14 protein-coding genes and 1 tRNA gene are annotated in these 18,320 nt (G+C 67.9%); 2 read left to right on the top strand and 13 right to left on the bottom strand.

The genetic code is table 11. The features are described 5' to 3' along the window. Positions 1-2 precede the first annotated feature (2 nt). The 13 genes from rpsL to ABZY20_RS20230 form a co-directional block, all read right to left on the bottom strand. Entirely contained in the window at positions 3-374 is a 372-nt protein-coding gene (rpsL, locus tag ABZY20_RS20290; RefSeq protein ID WP_003948652.1) for a 30S ribosomal protein S12, read from the bottom strand. Positions 375-717: 343 nt separating this feature from the next. Beyond that, positions 718-1,239, bottom strand: a complete 522-nt coding sequence (locus tag ABZY20_RS20285; protein ID WP_356442894.1) for a DUF1707 and DUF4190 domain-containing protein — start codon at positions 1,237-1,239, stop codon at positions 718-720. Positions 1,240-1,520: 281 nt separating this feature from the next. Then, entirely contained in the window at positions 1,521-5,420 is a 3,900-nt protein-coding gene (locus ABZY20_RS20280; protein ID WP_356442893.1) for a DNA-directed RNA polymerase subunit beta', read from the bottom strand. Positions 5,421-5,514: 94 nt separating this feature from the next. Beyond that, positions 5,515-9,000 (bottom strand): DNA-directed RNA polymerase subunit beta, encoded by a 3,486-nt coding sequence (gene rpoB / locus ABZY20_RS20275; protein WP_356442892.1) that lies wholly within the window; start codon positions 8,998-9,000, stop codon positions 5,515-5,517. A gap of 573 nt (positions 9,001-9,573) precedes the next feature. Continuing rightward, positions 9,574-9,960, bottom strand: a complete 387-nt coding sequence (gene rplL / locus ABZY20_RS20270; RefSeq protein ID WP_184987123.1) for a 50S ribosomal protein L7/L12 — start codon at positions 9,958-9,960, stop codon at positions 9,574-9,576. A gap of 115 nt (positions 9,961-10,075) precedes the next feature. Further along, positions 10,076-10,606 carry a 50S ribosomal protein L10 gene (rplJ, locus tag ABZY20_RS20265; protein WP_356442891.1) on the bottom strand — a complete coding sequence of 177 codons (531 nt, stop codon included), beginning with the start codon at positions 10,604-10,606 and terminating at the stop codon, positions 10,076-10,078. A 298-nt stretch (positions 10,607-10,904) separates the two neighbouring features. Further along, positions 10,905-11,735: an LppX_LprAFG lipoprotein gene (locus ABZY20_RS20260; protein ID WP_356442890.1), complete on the bottom strand. Its 831-nt coding sequence runs from the start codon at positions 11,733-11,735 to the stop codon at positions 10,905-10,907. Between the two features lie 92 nt (positions 11,736-11,827). Then, entirely contained in the window at positions 11,828-12,688 is an 861-nt protein-coding gene (locus tag ABZY20_RS20255; RefSeq protein ID WP_356442889.1) for a hypothetical protein, read from the bottom strand. A gap of 127 nt (positions 12,689-12,815) precedes the next feature. After that, complete coding sequence (rplA, locus tag ABZY20_RS20250; RefSeq protein ID WP_010036794.1) at positions 12,816-13,541, bottom strand: 50S ribosomal protein L1; 726 nt, start codon at positions 13,539-13,541, stop codon at positions 12,816-12,818. Positions 13,542-13,618: 77 nt separating this feature from the next. After that, positions 13,619-14,053, bottom strand: a complete 435-nt coding sequence (gene rplK / locus ABZY20_RS20245) for a 50S ribosomal protein L11 (RefSeq protein ID WP_003992325.1) — start codon at positions 14,051-14,053, stop codon at positions 13,619-13,621. 168 nt (positions 14,054-14,221) lie between these two features. After that, on the bottom strand, positions 14,222-15,046 hold the full coding sequence (gene nusG / locus ABZY20_RS20240; protein ID WP_356442888.1) for a transcription termination/antitermination protein NusG: 825 nt from the start codon (positions 15,044-15,046) through the stop codon (positions 14,222-14,224). A gap of 80 nt (positions 15,047-15,126) precedes the next feature. Further along, a complete protein-coding gene (gene secE, locus ABZY20_RS20235; RefSeq protein ID WP_030839741.1) occupies positions 15,127-15,411 on the bottom strand; it encodes a preprotein translocase subunit SecE in 285 nt (94 codons plus the stop codon). A gap of 108 nt (positions 15,412-15,519) precedes the next feature. Further along, positions 15,520-15,592 (bottom strand) — tRNA-Trp (locus tag ABZY20_RS20230). Positions 15,593-15,854: 262 nt separating this feature from the next. On the opposite strand from ABZY20_RS20230, the gene ABZY20_RS20225 reads away from it, so the two are divergent. Next, complete coding sequence (locus ABZY20_RS20225) at positions 15,855-17,081, top strand: pyridoxal phosphate-dependent aminotransferase (RefSeq protein ID WP_356442887.1); 1,227 nt, start codon at positions 15,855-15,857, stop codon at positions 17,079-17,081. Between the two features lie 137 nt (positions 17,082-17,218). Continuing rightward, positions 17,219-18,250, top strand: coding sequence for an adenosine deaminase (locus ABZY20_RS20220; protein ID WP_356442886.1), 1,032 nt, complete (start codon positions 17,219-17,221; stop codon positions 18,248-18,250). Positions 18,251-18,320: the final 70 nt, after the last annotated feature.

Raw genomic sequence — 18,320 nt, 5'->3', positions numbered from 1 at the left:
TCTTACTTCTCCTTCTTGGCGCCGTAGCGGCTGCGGGCCTGCTTGCGGTTCTTGACACCCTGGGTGTCGAGCGAGCCGCGGATGATCTTGTAACGAACACCCGGCAGGTCCTTCACACGGCCGCCGCGCACGAGCACGATGGAGTGCTCCTGCAGGTTGTGTCCCTCACCCGGAATGTAAGCCGTGACCTCGATGCCGCTGGTCAGACGCACACGCGCGACCTTACGGAGGGCCGAGTTCGGCTTCTTCGGAGTGGTCGTGAACACACGCGTGCAGACGCCACGGCGCTGAGGGGAACCCTCGAGTGCGGGCGTCTTGTTCTTCTCGACCTTGTCCTGCCGGCCCTTGCGGACCAGCTGCTGGATCGTAGGCACTACTTCTCCGGTTTCTGTGTGCCGATTGGTGAAGCTAACCTGGAACGTCGCCGACCCACGCGGTCGGGTGTGTCGAATCCCGCGGACTCCCGCCGCGAGGCAGAATTAAGCGCGGATTACGGTGGCCGGTGTCAGCTCGCTGTGCGGTTGATGGCACGCACGAGAGCCAGGGCACACCCCAGGCACAAGGTCTGAGCGTACCTATCGCATTCGCTGCGGTCAAAACAAATGGGCGCCGCCCGCATCGCCATGCGGGACATGTCAAGACCCTCGGCCGTTCTCGATCTTCAATTCAGCGGCAGCTGTCCGATTTGCCTACCTTACGTGCACCGCCGGCCCGATGTCAGCCGGCCGCGAGGGACACCAGGGTCAGCAGCACCACGACGAGTGCCCACCCTGCCGTGGACAGCCACCCGAGCACGAGCCCGGTCAGCGCGAGCCCCTCCCCCAGCTCCCCGCGGCTGCGGATCTCGGCCCGGGCCACGTGCCCCAGCACCACGGCCGGGATCCCGGTCAGCCCCATCGTCGGCACACACAGCAGCCCGCACACCCCGGCGGCGACGGCCTTCGCGTTCGTCCGGGGCCGGGGCACCGGCAGGAACGCCGGCGGCACGTGCGCGACCGGCAGGGCCTGCGGCAGCGGCCCCTGCGGCAGGTCCGCGACGAGCAGCGCCAGCTCCCCCACGGTCCGCGCCGCGTACGCCCGCGCCACCCGCTTCTCGAACTCCTCCCGCTCCATGCGCCCCTCGCCGTACCCCGCTCTGAGCACGTCCACGGCCCGCTCCCGGTCGGCGTGCGACGCCAGCATCGACGGGCCGTTGTAGCCCTGCCACGGCTGCCAGGACGGATAGGGCGGCTGCGACACGGAGCACCTCCCCGTTGACCGGAGTCCTTCCATGATGCGCCGAAGTGACGGTTCCGGCATCGGTGCGTTCGCCCACGGGCGGCGCGTGCCGGCCGGGCGCGGGGCCGGTGATACCGCTCACGGCCCTCTGACAGGGCCGCCAGGGGCCTGCGCGGTCCCGGGAGACCGGCAGGCGGCGCGAGGAGGCACAGGGGCGCACCCGGGGGCGTACGCAGGATCGGGGCGCGCACGCCGAAGGGCGGCCACCCCGCAGGGTGACCGCCCTTCGTCAAGCGACCCGCTTACTGGTTGTACGGACCGTAGTCGTAGTCCTCCAGCGGAACGGCCTGGCCGGAGCCCGTGCCGAACGGCGAGTAGTCGATGTCGTCGTAGCCGACGGCCGAGTACATCGCGGCCTTGGCCTCCTCGGTCGGCTCGACCCGGATGTTGCGGTAGCGGGACAGACCCGTACCGGCCGGGATGAGCTTACCGATGATGACGTTCTCCTTGAGGCCGATCAGGGAGTCGGACTTGGCGTTGATCGCCGCGTCCGTGAGGACCCTGGTCGTCTCCTGGAAGGACGCCGCCGACAGCCAGGACTCCGTGGCCAGCGAGGCCTTGGTGATACCCATGAGCTGCGGACGACCGGAGGCCGGGTGACCGCCCTCCTGGACCACACGACGGTTCTCGTGCTCGAACTTCGAGCGCTCGACCAGCTCGCCGGGCAGCAGCTCGGCGTCGCCGGACTCGATGATCGTCACGCGGCGCAGCATCTGCCGGATGATGATCTCGATGTGCTTGTCGTGGATCGACACACCCTGCGAGTTGTAGACCTTCTGGACCTCGCCGACCAGGTGGACCTGGACGGCGCGCTGGCCCAGGATGCGCAGCACGTCGTGCGGGTTGGTGGCACCCACGGTGAGCTTCTGGCCCACCTCGACGTGCTCGCCCTCGCTGACCAGGAGACGGGCGCGCTTCGAGATCGGGTACGCCGTCTCGTCGCTGCCGTCGTCCGGGGTGACGACGATCTTCTTGGTCTTCTCGGTCTCCTCGATCCGGACGCGGCCGGAGGCCTCGGAGATCGGGGCGACACCCTTCGGGGTACGGGCCTCGAAGAGCTCGACGACACGCGGCAGACCCTGGGTGATGTCGTCACCGGCCACACCACCGGTGTGGAAGGTACGCATCGTCAGCTGGGTGCCGGGCTCACCGATGGACTGGGCGGCGATGATGCCGACCGCCTCACCGATGTCGACCAGCTTGCCGGTGGCGAGCGAACGGCCGTAGCACATCGCGCAGGTGCCGACGGCGGACTCGCAGGTCAGGACCGAGCGGGTCTTGACCTCCTCGACGCCGCGGGAGACGAGCTCCTCGATGAGGACGTCGCCCAGGTCGGTACCGGCCGGGGCCAGCACCTGACCGTCGACCACGATGTCCTCGGCGAGGCAGCGCGCGTACACGGACGTCTCGACGTCCTCCGCCTTGAGCAGCGTGCCCTCGGCGTTCCGGTCGGCGATCTTCAGACGCAGACCGCGCTCGGTGCCGCAGTCCTCCTCGCGGATGATGACGTCCTGGGAGACGTCGACCAGACGACGCGTGAGGTAACCCGAGTCGGCGGTACGCAGAGCGGTGTCCGCCAGACCCTTACGGGCACCGTGCGTGGAGATGAAGTACTCCAGCACGGACAGGCCCTCACGGAACGACGCCTTGATCGGACGCGGGATCGTCTCGTTCTTCGCGTTCGACACCAGACCACGCATACCGGCGATCTGACGCATCTGCATCATGTTGCCTCGTGCACCCGAGTTCACCATCATGAAGATCGGGTTGGTCTTCGGGAAGTTGTCGTTCATCGCCTCGGCGACCTCGTTGGTCGCCTTGGTCCAGATCGCGATGAGCTCCTGCGTGCGCTCGTCCTTGGTGATCAGACCGCGCTCGTACTGCTTCTGGACCTTCTCGTCCTGCGCCTCGTAGCCGCGGACGATCTCCTTCTTCGCCTCGGGGACGACGACGTCGGAGATCGCGACGGTGACGCCGGAGCGGGTGGCCCAGTAGAAGCCGGCCGCCTTCAGGTTGTCGAGCGTCGCCGCCACGATGACCTTCGGGTAGCGCTCGGCGAGGTCGTTGACGATCTCGGAGAGCTGCTTCTTGCCGACCTCGTAGTCGACGAACGGGTAGTCCTCGGGCAGCAGCTCGTTGAAGAGCGCGCGGCCCAGCGTGGTGTTCAGCCGGAAGCTGTCACCCTGCTGCCACTCGGGCTCACCCTCCTCGCGCGCCGGCGGGGTCCAGCCGCGCGGCGGGATGGTGCCGACCGGGAAGCGGACGTCGATCCTCGACTGGAGCGACAGCTCGCCCGCGTCGAAGGCCATGATCGCCTCGGCGACCGAGGCGAAGGAACGGCCCTCGCCCTTGAGGTCGCGCATCTCGCCGTCGGTGGTGAGGAAGAACAGACCGAGGACCATGTCCTGGGTCGGCATCGTCACCGGGCGGCCGTCGGCCGGCTTGAGGATGTTGTTCGAGGACAGCATCAGGATGCGGGCCTCGGCCTGCGCCTCCGCGGACAGCGGCAGGTGCACGGCCATCTGGTCACCGTCGAAGTCCGCGTTGAACGCGGTGCAGACGAGCGGGTGGATCTGGATGGCCTTGCCCTCGACCAGCTGCGGCTCGAAGGCCTGGATGCCGAGGCGGTGCAGCGTGGGCGCACGGTTCAGCAGAACCGGGTGCTCCGCGATGACCTCTTCCAGCACGTCGTACACGACCGTGCGGCCGCGCTCGACCATGCGCTTGGCCGACTTGATGTTCTGCGCGTGGTTCAGGTCGACCAGGCGCTTCATCACGAACGGCTTGAACAGCTCCAGCGCCATCGCCTTCGGCAGACCGCACTGGTGCAGCTTCAGCTGCGGACCGACGACGATCACGGAACGCGCGGAGTAGTCCACGCGCTTGCCGAGCAGGTTCTGACGGAAGCGGCCCTGCTTGCCCTTCAGCATGTCGCTGAGGGACTTCAGCGGGCGGTTGCCGGGACCGGTGACCGGGCGGCCACGACGGCCGTTGTCGAACAGCGCGTCCACGGCCTCCTGGAGCATGCGCTTCTCGTTGTTCACGATGATCTCGGGCGCACCGAGGTCGAGAAGGCGCTTCAGGCGGTTGTTCCGGTTGATCACACGGCGGTACAGGTCGTTCAGGTCGGAGGTCGCGAAGCGGCCACCGTCCAGCTGCACCATCGGGCGGAGGTCCGGCGGGATGACCGGCACGCAGTCGAGCACCATGCCCTTGGGGCTGTTGCTGGTCTGCAGGAACGCGGAGACGACCTTCAGGCGCTTGAGCGCACGGGTCTTCTTCTGGCCCTTGCCGGTACGGATGATCTCGCGGAGGCGCTCGGCCTCCTCGTCGAGGTCGAAGGACTCCAGGCGCTTCTGCAGCGCCGCGGCACCCATCGAGCCGTCGAAGTAGGTGCCGAAGCGGTCGCGCAGCTCTCGGTAGAGCAGCTCGTCGCCCTCGAGGTCCTGGACCTTGAGGTTCTTGAACCGGTTCCACACCTCGTCGAGGCGGTCGATCTCGCGCTGCGCACGGTCGCGCAGCTGCTTCATCTCACGCTCGGCACCCTCGCGCACCTTGCGGCGCACGTCCGCCTTGGCGCCCTCGGCCTCCAGCTCGGCCAGGTCGGTCTCGAGCTTCTTGGCGCGGGCCTCCAGGTCGGCGTCGCGGCGCTGCTCGATCTGCTGGCGCTCGACGGAGACGTGGGCCTCCAGCGAGGGCAGGTCGCGCGTACGGCGCTCCTCGTCGACGTACGTGATCATGTACGCCGCGAAGTAGATGACCTTCTCGAGGTCCTTGGGAGCCAGGTCGAGCAGGTAGCCCAGCCGGCTCGGGACACCCTTGAAGTACCAGATGTGCGTGACGGGCGCGGCGAGCTCGATGTGGCCCATCCGCTCACGGCGCACCTTGGCGCGCGTGACCTCGACGCCACAGCGCTCACAGATGATGCCCTTGAAACGGACGCGCTTGTACTTGCCGCAGTAGCACTCCCAGTCCCGGGTCGGACCGAAGATCTTCTCGCAGAAGAGTCCGTCCTTTTCGGGCTTGAGGGTGCGGTAGTTGATGGTCTCGGGCTTCTTGACCTCGCCGTGGCTCCACTGACGGATGTCGTCAGCGGTGGCCAGACCGATCCGGAGCTCGTCGAAGAAGTTGACGTCGAGCACTATGCGTCAATCCCTCTCAGGGTTGTAAGTCATGGGGTCTGATACGGGGGTCCTGGGGCCGGAGGCCTTCATCGCGAAGGCCTCCGGACTCCCGTCAGACCTCTTCGACGCTGCTCGGCTCGCGCCGGGACAGGTCGATGCCAAGCTCCTCCGCAGCGCGGAAGACGTCCTCGTCGGTGTCGCGCATCTCGATGGACATGCCGTCCGAGGACAGCACCTCCACGTTGAGGCACAGGGACTGCATCTCCTTGATGAGCACCTTGAAGGACTCGGGGATGCCGGGCTCGGGGATGTTCTCGCCCTTGACGATGGCCTCGTAGACCTTCACGCGGCCGGTGACGTCGTCGGACTTGATGGTCAGCAGCTCCTGGAGCGCGTAGGCGGCGCCGTACGCCTCGAGCGCCCACACCTCCATCTCGCCGAAGCGCTGGCCACCGAACTGGGCCTTACCACCCAGCGGCTGCTGGGTGATCATGGAGTACGGACCGGTCGAGCGGGCGTGCAGCTTGTCGTCGACCAGGTGGTGCAGCTTGAGGATGTACATGTACCCGACGGAGATCGGGTCCGGGAACGGCTCACCGGAGCGGCCGTCGAACAGCCGGGCCTTGCCGGACGGGAGCACCATGCGCTCGCCGTCGCGGTTCGGGATGGTGTGGTTCAGCAGACCGGCCAGCTCGTCCTCGCGGGCACCGTCGAAGACCGGCGTCGCGACGTTGGTCCGCGGCGGGACCTGGTCGGCGTCGATGGCCTGCAGGCGCTGCGCCCACTCGTCGGCGAGACCGGAGACGTCCCAGCCCTGGCTGGCGAGCCAGCCGAGGTGGATCTCCAGCACCTGTCCCGGGTTCATTCGGGACGGGACACCGAGCGGGTTGAGGATGATGTCGACCGGCGTGCCGTCCTCGAGGAACGGCATGTCCTCGATCGGCAGGATCTTGGAGATGACGCCCTTGTTGCCGTGACGGCCGGCGAGCTTGTCACCGTCGGTGATCTTGCGCTTCTGCGCGACGTAGACGCGCACCAGCTGGTTCACACCGGGGGGAAGCTCGTCGCCCTCCTCGCGGTCGAAGACGCGGACGCCGATGACCTTGCCGGTCTCGCCGTGCGGCACCTTCAGCGAGGTGTCACGGACCTCACGGGCCTTCTCGCCGAAGATCGCGCGCAGCAGGCGCTCCTCGGGCGTCAGCTCGGTCTCGCCCTTGGGCGTGACCTTGCCGACGAGGATGTCGCCGGCGATGACCTCGGCGCCGATGCGGATGATGCCGCGCTCGTCGAGGTCGGCGAGGACCTCCTCGGAGACGTTCGGGATGTCCCGGGTGATCTCCTCGGGGCCGAGCTTGGTGTCACGGGCGTCGACCTCGTGCTCCTCGATGTGGATCGAGGAGAGGACGTCGTCCTGCACGAGGCGCTGCGACAGGATGATCGCGTCCTCGTAGTTGTGACCCTCCCACGGCATGAACGCCACGAGCAGGTTCTTGCCCAGCGCCATCTCGCCGTTCTGGGTGGCCGGACCGTCGGCCAGGACCTGGCCCTCGATGATCCGGTCGCCCTCGTTGACGATGACCTTCTGGTTGACCGAGGTGCCCTGGTTGGAGCGGGCGAACTTGGCCAGGCGGTACGTGATGTACGTGCCGTCGTCGTTGGCCGTGGTGATGTAGTCCGCGGAGACCTCCTGGACCACACCGGGCTTCTCGGCCTTGACCACGTCGCCGGCGTCGACCGCGGAGCGGTACTCCATGCCGGTGCCGACGAGCGGTGCCTCGGACTTAATCAGCGGCACGGCCTGACGCATCATGTTCGCGCCCATGAGGGCACGGTTGGCGTCGTCGTGCTCGAGGAAGGGGATCATGGCGGTCGCGACCGACACCATCTGGCGCGGCGAGACGTCCATGTAGTCGACGTCCTCGCCGGTGACGTAGTCGACCTCGCCGCCCTTACGGCGGACGAGCACCCGGGCCTCGGCGAAGCGGAGGTCGTCCGTCAGCTGCGCGTTGGCCTGCGCGATGACGAAGCGGTCCTCCTCGTCGGCGGTCAGGTAGTCGACCTCGTCGGTGACCTGGCCCTCGAACACCTTGCGGTAGGGGGTCTCGACGAAACCGAACGCGTTGACCCGGCCGTAGGAGGCGAGCGAGCCGATCAGACCGATGTTCGGGCCTTCGGGCGTCTCGATCGGGCACATGCGGCCGTAGTGCGAGGGGTGCACGTCACGGACCTCGAAGCCGGCCCGCTCACGGGACAGACCACCCGGGCCGAGCGCGGAGAGACGCCGCTTGTGCGTCAGACCCGACAGCGGGTTGTTCTGGTCCATGAACTGGGACAGCTGGCTGGTGCCGAAGAACTCCTTGATGGAGGCGACGACCGGCCGGATGTTGATCAGGGTCTGCGGCGTGATCGCCTCGACGTCCTGGGTCGTCATCCGCTCCCGGACCACACGCTCCATACGCGCCAGACCCGTGCGGACCTGGTTCTGGATGAGCTCGCCGACGCTGCGCAGGCGGCGGTTGCCGAAGTGGTCGATGTCGTCGGTCTCGACGACCACGGAGGTGCCGTTGTCACCGACCGTCTCGGTCTCGCCGGCGTGCAGCTTCACCAGGTACTTGATCGTCGCGATGATGTCCTCGACGGTCAGGATCCCGGCGTCCAGCGGGGTGTCCGTGCCCAGCTTCTTGTTGACCTTGTAACGGCCGACCTTGGCCAGGTCGTAGCGCTTGGGGTTGAAGTAGAGGTTCTCCAGCAGCGTCTGCGCGGCCTCACGCGTGGGGGGCTCGCCCGGACGCAGCTTGCGGTAGATGTCGAGCAGCGCGTCGTCCTGGCCCTGGGTGTGGTCCTTCTCCAGGGTGGCGCGCATGGACTCGTACTCGCCGAACTCCTCCAGGATCTGCTCGGTGGTCCAGCCGAGCGCCTTGAGCAGGACGGTGACGGACTGCTTGCGCTTGCGGTCGATGCGCACACCGACCATGTCGCGCTTGTCGATCTCCATCTCCAGCCAGGCACCCCGGGACGGGATGATCTTGGCGGAGAAGATGTCCTTGTCGGACGTCTTGTCGATGGAGGAGTCGAAGTAGACACCGGGCGAACGGACGAGCTGCGACACCACGACACGCTCGGTGCCGTTGATGACGAAGGTGCCCTTGTTCGTCATGAGCGGGAAGTCGCCCATGAAGACCGTCTGGGACTTGATCTCGCCGGTCTCGTTGTTGGTGAACTCGGCGGTGACGAAGAGCGGGGCCGCGTACGTGAAGTCGCGCTCCTTGCACTCGTCGATCGAGTTCTTCGGCGGCTCGAAGCGGTGGTCGCGGAAGGTCAGCGACATCGACCCGCTGAAGTCCTCGATCGGGGAGATCTCCTCGAAGATCTCCTCGAGCCCGGACTTGGTGGGGACGTCCTGACCGTTCTCGAGAGCCTCCTCGACCCGACTCTGCCAGGCGGTGTTGCCGAGCAGCCAGTCGAAGCTCTCGGTCTGCAGCGCGAGCAGGTTCGGAACCTCAAGAGGCTCCTTGATCTTTGCAAAAGAGATGCGCAGCGGGGCAGTGCTGGCGGCGTTGTTCGTATTCGCGGTCGAGGCGTTGCGCGAGGCGGCCAAGAGGGGGTCCTTCCGAGGGCTCGGACTCACTACGCGCGTACCGGCCCCTCTCCCGTACACGGAGACAAGCTGAGCCGACAGAGCCGAAAGGCCAGGTCAACCATGTCTTGTCGTCGATGCTCGGGCGAGGGCAGACCCCTGGTGACGGGCAGGGGACAGCTAACAGGCAGCGCAAAGGGTCAGTGTAGCCACTTGGCCCACTGATGTCCAGTGCGGGTTGTCAAACCCGTGTTCACCCTCGTTGTTCCACTCCTGCGACAAGGCGCTGCCCTCAACGCACGTTGATACTGCCCTCTTCGTCGCCGATCCATGCCTCGGATTGGATCCTTGTGACGACGCGTCCTGAGAATTGCGCGCTGCGTGCGGTTCGTCAAGGCCCCCCTGCCCGATCCGGGGCCGCCCCGGAGACACGACGAAGATCACCATACCCCCCGCCACAGAGGGTTCAAGGCAACCGTGGCCGGACCCCCGGAACGCCGAAGAGCGACCACCCGGATGGATGATCGCTCTTCCGCGCTTACGCGTTACACGTCCAGGGGGACGTGTCGGGGATCCTGGCGGATCCGGAAGGTCTTACTTGACCTCGACGGAGGCGCCGGCGCCCTTGAGGGACTCGGCGGCCTTCTCGGCGGCGTCCTTGGCGACCTTCTCGAGAACGGGCTTCGGGGCGCCGTCCACGAGGTCCTTGGCCTCCTTCAGGCCCAGGGAGGTCAGCTCACGCACGACCTTGATGACCTGGATCTTCTTGTCGCCGGCACCGGTGAGGATGACGTCGAACTCGTCCTTCTCCTCCTCGGCCGGGGCAGCCGGGCCACCCTGGGCCGGGCCCGCGACGGCGACCGCGGCGGCGGCGGCGGTGACGTCGAACTTCTCCTCGAACGCCTTCACGAACTCGGAGAGCTCGATGAGGGTCATCTCCTCGAACTGCGCGAGCAGGTCTTCCTGGCTGAGCTTCGCCATGATTGGCGGTCCTTCCACTAAATCGGCAGGTGCCGGATGTACATGTGAGGCGGGCGTACTACTGGCCCGCTACGGTCGCCGCGTTCAGGCAGCGGCGGCCGGGATGCGAGCCGAGTTACTCGGCACCGCCCTGCTCGTCCTGCTTGGCACGGAGCGCGTCCACGGTGCGGACGAGCTTCGACGGCAGCGCCTGGAAGACAGAGGCAGCCTGCGACTGCTTGCCCTTCATGGCACCGGCCAGCTTGGAGAGCAGAACCTCGCGGGACTCGAGGTCCGCAAGCTTCTTGATCTCGTCTGCGGACAACGCCTTGCCGTCAAGGACGCCGCCCTTGATGACCAGGTTGGGGTTGTCCTTGGCGAAGTCACGGAGACCCTTCGCCGCCTCGACCGGGTCACCGGTCACGAAGGCGACGGCCGACGAACCCGTGAAGAGGTCGTCGATCGTGGTGATCCCGGCCTCGTTGGCCGCAATCTTGGTCAGCGTGTTCTTCGCCACACGGTAATGAGCGTTCTCACCGAGTGAACGGCGCAGCTGCTGGAGCTGAGCCACGGTGAGACCGGTGTACGCGGTGACGACGGCGCCGTTGGAGTCGCGGAACTTGTCCCGCATCTCCTCGACGGCATCGACCTTGTCAGGCCTCGCCATGAGCCTCGGCCTCCTTCCGGGTGATTCGGACCGCGCGGACCCGAAGGAGGACTGGGGAAAACGAAACGCCCCGGCGCAGGCGCACGGGGCGTAGCTCGACCGGTCGGTCCGCACGCACACGGCGGCGAACTGCTCCGGGAACTCATCCAATGTCACCTGCGCGGGCCGTCCGTCGTTCAGCGGATCCTTCGGCCACCGCGCCCTCTTCCCGAGCACGCGGTAACGACCAGCGGTCTTTGGCTTCTGTAGGAGAGTACGGGAACGAATCGCCGTCAGGCAAATCCGCCCGAACGACGGATCAGCTCGCGTCGAGGTCCTTGAACAGGTCGGCGAGATCGGCGACGTCCTCGGCGGGCGGGGCCTTGATCTCCACCGGCTTGTTGTAGTCGACGAAGGTGATCGTCATGTCGAGCGGACCCTTGTCGCTGGCGCCCTTCATGCGGAACTGCTTGGTGCGGTCGTCGCCGTCGATCCAGGTGTCCATCGAGAGCTTCTCGATGCCCATCTTCTCGTACTGCTGGATGCTCTTCTCGCGCCGCTCGCGGGTCTCCGCGTCCTCCTTCTTGAGGAGGGCGCGCAGGTCGGCGAGGGTGACCGTGCCCGAGTAGTGGGTGGTCTCGACGCCGTCGACCTCCTCGGTGCCGACCTTTTTCACGTCCTTGGCGCCGGTGAGGAAGGTGGACTCCGCGGCCGGGTTCTGCTCGGCCTGGCTCGTGGACCCCATCTGGTCCAGTTCCTTGCCGGCGTCGGAACCGGACAGGTCGAACTTCATCCAGGTCTTGCCGTCCATCTCCTTGGCCATCTCGGCTCCCCCACCGATGTACATGGCCTTGTCGACGAGACGGATCTCGGTTTCGCCGGCGGTGGCCGCCTGGCCGGCCGCCGAGATTTTCATGCTCATGGCGATCGTGGGCTTCAGGCGCATGGACGCCTCGCCCTCGACCTTGCCGGACTCCGGCGCCGTACCGCTCATGCGGTAGCTGAGCGACGTGATGTCCTCGGTGTTCTTCGCGGCCTTGGCGACCGCGGCCGCCGGCGTCATCTCCGGCGACTGCTCGGTTCCGCAGCCGACCGCGCCGGCGGCGAGCAGCAGGGCACCGAGACCGGCGGCAGGTATGGACTTGTTCATTGATTCCCCCCAAGGAATGCATGCTTGCTGCACAGCAAGGCCGCGAGCCTATCCCAGGCGGGGAGAAGTGATCTATCGGGATTCCGGGGGCCTCAGGGCGTGCCGGACCCCTGCCGCACGAGGTCCTCGAAGTCCCCGGTGTCGGCCTCGGGGGGCCGCTCGGCGCGTACCCGTACGCCGTAGTCCGCGTAGTGCGCGATCTGGGTCATCGGGCCGCCGGCCATGCGTGCCTTCTCCACCTTCTTGACCAGGAGGTTCCGCTCGTCCAGCCAGATGTCCACGGTCTCGCTGGTGACTCCGGCCTCGGTGAGCCGCTTCCTCAGGGCGGCGTCGGTGACGTCCGCCGTGGCCACGGTGCCGGACCAGTGCGTGACCCGCCGTCCGCGCACGGTCTCGCGTCCGACCTCGCGGACGTCCCCGGAGGACAGCAGGAGCTTGACGGACTGGTTCGGCGTGGTGGAGCGCATCTGGTCGCCCAGGTGGGCCCCGGAGCCGCCCGCGAGGGCTTCGAGGTCGTCGTAGTCGTACCGGATCCACCGCTTGCCGCCGGCCTTGTCGGCGAACTTCTCGCCCATGCGCGCGTAGTAGGCGTCGGGCAGGTAGCGGGCCTCCATGGAGGTGGTGCCGAGCCGGCGCATGGTGTCGGCGATCGTGCCGCCGGTGTAGGTGAGGGTGAGGGTGCCGGTGATCCCGCCGTCCCAGCCGAGGGCACCGCGGGCGGTCATCGACATCAGCGAGCCCATGGTGGTCGTGGACGCGACGCGGGCGGACCCGGCCCGCTCCGTGGCGCGTTCGGCGGAGCGCAGGGCCGCCAGGGAGCTGCCGCGGACGCCGCGGCCGTCGGGGCCGGGCCGCTCGGAGCGGTCCGGGGCGGTGCAGGCGGCCACCCCCGTCACCGCGGTCGCCACCGCGAGCGCCAGCAGCGCCCGGCGGCGCACCGTCGTGCCCTGCATACGTCCCCCGTTCCCTTCGTCTTCCCGCACGTTAACCCAGGTCGCGCGGGTCCGTACCGGAAAAGGGAACGGGCCCCGCACCTGTAAGAGGTGCGGGGCCCGTGACCGGTTGGGTGAGCCGTCAGGCTCAGACCGCGGCCGGGTCCTCCTCGACGAGGAGGTTGCGGGTGCGGTTCGGGTCGACCGGAATGCCGGGGCCCATCGTGGTGGTGATGGCGGCCTTCTTGATGTACCGGCCCTTGGCGGCGGACGGCTTCAGACGGAGGATCTCCTCCAGCGCCGCGCCGTAGTTCTCCACCAGCTTGGTGTCGTCGAAGGACGACTTGCCGATGATGAAGTGCAGGTTCGCGTGCTTGTCGACACGGAACTCGATCTTGCCGCCCTTGATCTCGGTGACGGCCTTGGCGACGTCGGGGGTGACGGTGCCGGTCTTCGGGTTCGGCATCAGACCACGCGGACCGAGCACGCGGCCGAGGCGGCCGACCTTGCCCATGAGGTCCGGGGTGGCGACGACGGCGTCGAAGTCCAGACGGCCCTTCGACACCTCGTCGATCAGCTCGTCGGCGCCGACGATGTCGGCGCCCGCGGCACGCGCGGCCTCGGCACGGTCACCGGTCGCGAAGACCAGGACCCGGGCGGTCTTGCCGGTGCCGTGCGGGAGGTTCACGGTGCCACGGACCATCTGGTCGGCCTTGCGCGGGTCGACACCCAGGCGGAAGGCGACCTCGACGGTGCCGTCGAACTTGGTCGTGGAGGTCTCCTTGGCGAGACGGACGGCCTCGAGCGGGGCGTAGAGCTTCTCCCGGTCGATCTTGGCGTCCGCAGCGCGAAGGGACTTGCTGCGCTTGCTCACTACTGCTCCTGTGGATGCTGAGGAGTCGTGGTCCGGGCCGAGCAGGCCCTGCCACTTCTGCTGATGGAGGTTGGGGCTCAGCCCTCGACCGTGACGCCCATGGAACGGGCGGTGCCGGCGATGATCTTCTCGGCGGCGTCCAGGTCGTTGGCGTTGAGGTCGGGCATCTTCGTGGTGGCGATCTCGCGGACCTGGTCACGCGTGATCTTCGCGACCTTGGTCTTGTGCGGCTCGCCGGAGCCCTTCTCGATGCCCGCGGCCTTCAGGATCATCTTGGCGGCCGGCGGGGTCTTGGTGATGAAGGTGAAGGAGCGGTCCTCGTAGACCGTGATCTCCACCGGGATGACCCAGCCACGCTGCGACTCGGTCGCGGCGTTGTAGGCCTTGCAGAACTCCATGATGTTGACGCCGTGCTGACCCAGCGCGGGGCCGACCGGCGGGGCCGGGTTGGCGGCACCGGCCTGGATCTGGAGCTTGATGAGCCCCGTGACCTTCTTCTTCTTGGGAGGCATAGCTCTCCGGGTCCTTTCGGTTCGGGTCCTGCCCGCGCCCGGGGACCACCCGGATGCAGGCATACCGCACAACGATAACGGGTATGGATGTGCGGCCAAAAACCGCGCAGGTCAGGCAAGCGCCGGAGCGTTCGCCTGACCTGCGCGGAAGTGTGGGTCCGGAAGAAACTAGTTCTTCTGGATCTGGTCGAAGGAGAGCTCGACCGGCGTCTCGCGGCCGAAGATCTCCACGAGGCCCTTGACCTTCTTCGAGTCGGGGTTGATCTCGTTGATGGTCGCCTGCAGCGTGGCGAACGGGCCGTCGGTGACGGTGACCGAGTCGCCCACCTCGAAGTCCAGCACCTGGACCTCGACCTTGCGCTGCGGAGCCGGCTTGCCCTCGGCCTCGGCGGCCTCGCGGGCGGCCTTCTCCTCGGCCTCCGGGGCGAGCATCTTGACGATCTCGTCCAGGGTCAGCGGGTACGGGTCGTAGGCGTTGCCCACGAAGCCGGTGACGCCGGGCGTGTTGCGGACGACACCCCAGGACTCGTTCGTCAGGTCCATGCGGACCAGGACGTAGCCCGGGAGCTTGTTCTGCTTGATCGTCTTGCGGTCGCCGTTCTTGATCTGGACGACCTCTTCCTGCGGCACCTCGGCCTGGAAGATGTAGTCCTCGACGTTCAGCGAGACGGCGCGCTGCTCCAGGTTGGTCTTCACGCGGTTCTCGTAGCCGGCGTAGGTGTGGATGACGTACCACTCGCCGGGCAGGACGCGCAGTTCCTCGCGGAGCTTCTCGATCGGGTCGCGGTCGTCCTCGGGCTCTTCCTCGGACTCGTCCGCGGCCTCTTCGCCGGCCTCGGTCTCCGCCTCGGCGGCGTCGTCCGCGACGGCGTCGGCAGCCTCGACCTCGGCGGAGGTCTCGGTGTCCTCGCTGTCCGCGCCCTCGACGGTGTCGAGCTCGTCCTCGACGGACTCGACCGGCTCGATGGCGTCGTTCACGTTCGGGTCAGACACGGTGGCTGCTTCTTCCTGGATACATAGGGGTGGAACATGCGAAAGGAGCGCCGGGTACCTCGGCGCTCTTCGCTGGCTGCTCAGCCGAACACGTACTTGGCGGCGTTGCTGAGCCCATAGTCAATCACGGTGACCAGGCCGATCATGATGACGACGAAGATGATCACCACGGTCGTGTACGTCGTCAGCTGGTTGCGGGTCGGCCAGACGACCTTGCGCAGCTCCGCGACGATCTGGCGGTAGAAGAGGGCAAGGCGCTTCAGCGGGCCCTTCTTGCCGCGCTTGCCGCCCTTGCGGGTCTTCTTGGACTCCGGCGCCTCGTCCTGGGCATCAGGCATGTCGATGGAGCCCACGGCGTCCGTCACTCGTCCTCACCTGATTCCGGGTCGTGGCCGTGCCGCGCCCGGTCTGAGCCGCACGGCGGTGCATTGCTGTACGTACATGCGCACACATCCTGGCGAAGGTGTGTGTAGCAGGGCCGGAGGGACTTGAACCCCCAACCGCTGGTTTTGGAGACCAGTGCTCTACCAATTGAGCTACGACCCTTTGTGTGCTCCCCAACGTACCGCATCCGTCCGGATGCTTGGTGTGCACCGAACGGGCGCGGCCTGTTGAAGGCCAACGAGGTGTGAGTGTACGTGGTCCGCGGCCGGTCGTCGAACAGATAGGGCCGCGGGGCGGGCACGTTGGCGGAAGATCGACCCGGTCGCGGGGGTGATCCGGACTGTTGTTCCAGGGTTTGCCCGGCGTTGTTCAGTCTGTGAAACCCCCGTGCCGCGCAGGTTTCCGGTCTGAAACGATGGGGCCCATGAGCGCTGCAACCCCTCCCACCGAGCGCCGGGTCTCCGCCCGAGTCGGCGCGATCTCCGAGTCCGCCACCCTCGCCGTGGACGCCAAGGCCAAGGCCCTCAAGGCCGCCGGGCGGCCGGTGATCGGCTTCGGCGCCGGTGAGCCCGACTTCCCGACCCCGGACTACATCGTCCAGGCCGCGATCGAGGCCTGCAAGAACCCGAAGTACCACCGCTACACGCCGGCCGGCGGCCTGCCCGAGCTGAAGGCCGCCATCGCCGCGAAGACACTGCGGGACTCCGGCTACGAGCCCGACGTGTCGCAGATCCTCGTCACCAACGGCGGAAAGCAGGCCATCTACGAGGCGTTTGCCGCGATCCTCGACCCGGGCGACGAGGTCATCGTGCCCGCGCCGTACTGGACGACGTACCCGGAGTCGATCCGGCTCGCCGGGGGTGTCCCCGTGGAGGTCGTCGCCGACGAGACGACCGGCTACCGGGTGACCGTCGAGCAGCTGGAGGCGGCCCGGACGGAGAAGACGAAGGTCGTCCTGTTCGTCTCCCCGTCCAATCCGACCGGCGCGGTCTACAGCGAGCAGGAGACCGAGGCCATCGGCCGCTGGGCCGTGGAGCACGGCCTGTGGGTGATGACCGACGAGATCTACGAGCACCTGGTCTACGGCGGCGCCTCCGCGGTGTCGCTGCCGGCTGTGCTGCCCGAGCTGCGCGACAAGTGCGTCGTGGTCAACGGTGTCGCGAAGACGTACGCGATGACCGGCTGGCGCGTGGGGTGGATCATCGGCCCGAAGGACGTCGTCAAGGCCGCGACGAACCTGCAGTCGCACGCCACGTCCAACGTCTCCAACGTCGCCCAGGCCGCGGCGCTGGCCGCCGTCTCCGGTGACCTGGACGCCGTCGCGGCGATGCGCGAGGCGTTCGACCGGCGCCGCAAGACGATCGTGCGGATGCTCAACGAGATCGACGGCGTGGTGTGCCCGGAGCCGGAGGGCGCGTTCTACGCCTACCCGTCGGTGAAGGCGCTGGTCGGCAAGGAGATCCGGGGCAAGCGCCCCAAGGACACGGTGGAGCTCGCCGCGCTGATCCTGGAGGAGGCCGAGGTCGCGGTCGTCCCCGGTGAGGCGTTCGGCACGCCGGGGTATCTGCGGCTGTCGTACGCGCTGGGTGACGAGGATCTCGTCGAGGGCGTGAGCCGCATCCAGAAGCTGCTGGCGGAGGCCAGGGACTGACCCGCACCTCACGTGAGGTGGCGGCGGGCCGTTCCCCTTTGGGGGAGCGGCCCGCTTCCGTCGTGTGCTCGTGCGAGCAAGACCACGTTCGGGGAAACGGCTTCCGGGGTGGCTGAGGCGTACGGCAAGATCCTGGGATGGAGCGTGTACGTGATGTCTCTGAGTTGCCGAAAGCCCATCTGCACCTGCACTTCACCGGGTCCATGCGGCCCTCGACCGTGCTGGAACTGGCCGACAAGCACGGGGTACGGCTGCCCGACGCGCTGACCGAGGCGCTGGTCGGCGGGGAGCCGCCGAGACTGCGGGCGACGGACGAGCGGGGCTGGTTCCGCTTCCAGCGGCTGTACGACGCGGCGCGCTCGTGCCTGCGGGAGCCGGAGGACATCCAGCGGCTGGTGCGGGAGGCCGCGGAGGAGGACCTGAGGGACGGGTCGGGGTGGCTGGAGATCCAGGTCGACCCGACCTCGTACGCGCCGCGGCTGGGCGGGCTGATCCCGGCGCTGGAGATCATCCTGGACGCGGTGGAGACGACGTCGCGGGAGACCGGGCTCGGGATGCGGGTGCTGGTGGCGGCGAACCGGATGAAGCACCCCCTGGACGCGCGGACGCTGGCACGGCTGGCGGTGCGGTACGCGGACCGGGGCGTGGTCGGGTTCGGGCTGTCCAACGACGAGCGGCGCGGCATGGCCCGGGACTTCGACCGGGCGTTCGCGATCGCGCGGGAGGCCGGGCTGCTGTCGGCGCCGCACGGGGGTGAGCTGACGGGGCCGGCGTCGGTGCGGGACTGCCTGGACGACCTGGGGGCGCACCGGCTGGGGCACGGGGTGCGCGCGGCGGAGGACCCGCGGCTGCTGAAGCGGCTGGCCGACCGGCAGGTGACCTGCGAGGTGTGCCCGGCGTCGAACGTGGCGCTGGGGGTGTACGAGAAGCCGGAGGACGTGCCGCTGCGGACGCTGTTCGAGGCGGGGGTCCCCCTGGCGCTGGGCGCGGACGACCCGTTGCTGTTCGGGTCCCGGCTGGCGGCGCAGTACGAGATCGCGCGGCAGCATCACGCGTTCACGGACGCGGAGCTTGCGGAGGTGGCCCGGCAGTCGGTGCGGGGGTCGGCGGCGCCGGAGGGCGTGAAGGCGAAGCTGCTGGACGGGATCGACGACTGGTTGCGGTCGTAGGGGTGGCGGGGTGGGCGGGGTGGGTGCCTGCGGGTTGCGCCTTCCGGCAGTGGGTGGGGCGGGGCCGCGC

The sequence above is a fragment of the Streptomyces sp. NPDC006624 genome (genome assembly GCF_040611555.1).
Taxonomy (GTDB): domain Bacteria; phylum Actinomycetota; class Actinomycetes; order Streptomycetales; family Streptomycetaceae; genus Streptomyces.
This window is presented reverse-complemented; position numbering and strand designations above follow the sequence as displayed.